The sequence below is a fragment of the Thomasclavelia saccharogumia DSM 17460 genome (assembly GCF_000686665.1).
In the GTDB taxonomy this organism is placed as follows: Bacteria; Bacillota_I; Bacilli_A; order Erysipelotrichales; family Coprobacillaceae; genus Thomasclavelia; species Thomasclavelia saccharogumia.
Map to the genome: position 1 here is coordinate 1 of NZ_JMLH01000112.1, position 3,784 is coordinate 3,784.

General features: G+C 25.4%; 2 protein-coding genes. Both read right to left on the minus strand.

Annotated features, from left to right (window positions below):
- Positions 1-113: 113 nt before the first annotated feature.
- Positions 114-2,153 (minus strand): cysteine peptidase family C39 domain-containing protein, encoded by a 2,040-nt coding sequence (locus BR82_RS0114290; RefSeq protein ID WP_027090712.1) that lies wholly within the window; start codon positions 2,151-2,153, stop codon positions 114-116.
- Between the two features lie 726 nt (positions 2,154-2,879).
- On the minus strand, positions 2,880-3,680 hold the full coding sequence (locus tag BR82_RS0114295; protein WP_027090713.1) for a TVP38/TMEM64 family protein: 801 nt from the start codon (positions 3,678-3,680) through the stop codon (positions 2,880-2,882).
- Positions 3,681-3,784: the final 104 nt, after the last annotated feature.

A 3,784-nucleotide genomic window follows, 5' to 3' on the forward strand; every position in this document is an offset into this window, starting at 1 on the left:
TTACTAAAGCTGACATTATTTTGGATAATATTTTTTTCATGAATCATATTTTTTCCTCCTCATTATCTTTTACAATCTAAAAAGGAGAATTACTTCAAAAACTTCATTAAATATTAAGAAATTTTTCCGTCTTTTATTATAACACAGTCATAAAATTGATTCACTAATTTTGTTTGATGGGCAACGATGATCACAATTATTTCCTTTCTACAATTACGAAGATAATTTAAAATCTTTTCAACCCGATAATCATCTACATTACTCAAAGCCTCATCTAACACCAAAACATCTGGATTTAATATTAAAGCTCTAATGATCATCATGATCTGTTGTTGTCCTGATGATAATGGTCTCCCCTCTACATCAATTATCATTTCTAATTGATCAATAAATTGATCAACTGCAAACTCTCTTAATAATTCTTCTAATAAATAATTTTTTTTACTTTTTAAAAGGAGATTAAAACGTAAAGATTCTTGATAAAAAATTGGTTCCTTATCTAAATAAATAATTTTTTGATACAGCGAATTAGGATCAATATTAACCAATGGTATTCCGTTGATCAATATCTGGCCTTTAATCAAATCATCATGTTTCATTAACAGTCTTAATAATGTTGACTTACCAGCACCAGTGTTGCCTTTTAACCATATCGAATCTTTTATAACTAGATCCAAATGATCAATGATTGGTTTACTATAGCCATAGCTATATGTAATATGATCAAACTTAATTTCTTTTATCTTACCTTTTATTTTCAACTTTCGTTCCTTTTTATCTGGTACGATTTCTTTATAACGCTCATATAAAATCATAATTTCATCTTTTTCAATAATGAATGCAATTATATTGAATAATGGCTCAATCAAATATGTTGTCAACATATAGAAAAAGACAATATCACCAATATTAATATACCCGTTTTTATAATAGTAAGCAGCTATCATAACAACTAAAAAAGCTAATCCTTGAATTAATAATTCACTAATGATATTTAGATCATTTAAACTTTTATCTCGCCAATAAACATTATAATTATACTCATCAAATAAATAATTTATCTTTTCTTTCGTAAATTGTTTTAAAAAAAACTGATGACTGTTATAAAAATTTTTTAAATATTCTAAATATCCTTGATTCATCTGCTCTTGACTAGTAACAATTTTCTTATTTAATCTATTTAATCTTTTCATTCCTTTTGTTATAACGAATGCAATCACAATTAAAACAATTATTACCACTGAACCAATCTGTAAAGAAAAAAGTAGTATTGCAATAATGACTCCACTCATTAAAACCAGATCCATAAATATCGTAAGATAAAGATGAATAAAAAAATCACTTAAAGAATACAAGTTTTGAACTTTAGTTAACAAGACTCCCTCTTGATTACAATTAAAATACTTAAAAGGCAGTTCCAGCATATTAATAACCGTCTTATTTACGTATTCATAATTCAGTTTCTTTTGAATCTCGATTTCCAAATTTTTGCGCTGATAACATACGATGATCCTAATTCCAGCTACAAATATAAAAACTGCACTAAAGCCCATAATAAAATAAAAATCCACTTCATCAAGCATATTGATCAATCCTTGAAAATAAAATGAACCAATTATACTGCAAAATGATATCACTACTGCTTTCATTAATAACTTAATAATACTATGATGACTATCTTTTAAATGCTTGATTATAAATTCTTTAAATCCTACTTCTTTTTGATTTTTATTAATAATATATCTTCCTACATGTTCAATACAAATACATACCCCAGTAAATACTTTTTCAACATCTTTTTCCGTTAATTTAACTAATCCTTGAGCCGGGTCTCCAATTAAAAGATATTTTTTTGTTATTTGATACAAAACTACAAAATGCGTCATATTTTCATTAATAACATGTATTATACAAGGCAGCTTAGCTTCATTTAATAATGTTTTCAAATCACATTGATATGCTTTAGCATCAAAATGATATGATTTCAAACAGCATACCAGTCCATATACACTAATTCCTTCACTCGTTAAACGACAGCGCTCTTTTATTTCCTTTGTTTTTATATCATAATGATAATATTTTAAAATCATTTTAATACAGTATGCCCCACAACTATAATTATTATCTTGTCTATATATTGGATATCTACGCATATTAAAACCTCCTATTATCATTTACTACTAAAAAAGACAAATTACTTCTTTTTAGCTTAAAAATGTTAATAAAAGATATAATTAAATCTATTTTCTTATTATTTTTTCACGATGCATAGCTAGATCTTTCATCACGATCTCTAAATATTGTATTCAATACATTATCACATAAAAAGTAAGCAGCAAAAAAAACTATTATAATTGAGATATTAACGATAATAGGAACTGTAATAACTTATAATTTATAAATGCTCAAGTTTCACACTTGAAAAAGTATAATAATTGTAATAATCATTGACATCATCACTATTATTTCATTTTTTATCCTGTTCTTGACAAAATTATCGACTTCTACTTCTTGTAATAATGCTTCAATTATCTCCAATAGTTTTTATGAACGTAACTGCTGCTATATGTAGAAACAATTTACCCAATGTCTTCACGTCATTTTCTTTTCAAATCTCTTATGATACAATGATATATCTTGAGTAGTACGATATAAGTCTTTCAAAACATAGAATCGTGAATTCTTTTTCAAGTTTAAATGTTGATTTGATTGTTTTGAAAAGAATTTTAATTGTCCTTTTTATTAAATATTCCAATTAAGAAAATTTTTATTGCTGTAAAAGTAATTAAACTTATTTTAGTAAACAATCCTTCTCATTCATAACTAAATATTTAAAATAATTGATAAAATAACCAGCATTTCATCTTCCAATTACATGTTTATTGATGCTTTTTGCAATATAAAAAATAAATCCCTATTGAAACCGTCATAAAAACAATCTCAACACAACATGAAATAATAAACTGCGGTGAGGAAACATCTTTAATACTCATTGCCATAATTGGAAATGTTATTATAGGAGGCAACATACCTAGTAATCCTCCTATTATATATTTTTTATACTCAACATTAACAGCTCCCATATATAAACTCACAATATCACATGGAAGTATGTTGATAATTCTAATTAGAAAAGAGAAAAATAAATCATTTTTAGAACGTAATTTAGATAGCGTCTCTAATTTTGGATATTTTTCTTTTAGATAATTTACTGTTATAGTTCCGACTTTCTGACCAATAAGATATGGTAATGAAAGCATAATTACTGTTCCTATAAGATTAACTAAAAAAGCAATAGGTAATGGAAATAATATACCAGCTGCAGCATACAAAATTCCTGAATATATAAAAATGCTTAGACTTTTAAGAGCAAAAAGTCCTAAAATCATTAAAAATGCTAAATATAAATTATGGGGTGTATAAGCCAATATTCCTTCAACTGTTATGTTATCGCGATAAATCAAGCATGATGATATAATAATTATCCAGATAAAAATCAAAATGATTTTAAAAATTCTTATCAAAGTTTTCTTTATTTTTTCATCAATTGTAACATTTTTAAAAACAGAAGCATAAAATCGCCCATATAAAATAAGAGACATGCACATTACTAACCCACAAATAACAATAAGAAATCTAGCTATATTTTCAGAAATATCTGGATAAAAAATGAAAATCATTAAGACTACATATAATAAGTTATAAACTTAAACAAATTTTTTTGGAAACAAAAAAAGGATTTCTAATTATATCCAAAATACTGAATAGTAAGTAATCCATAATA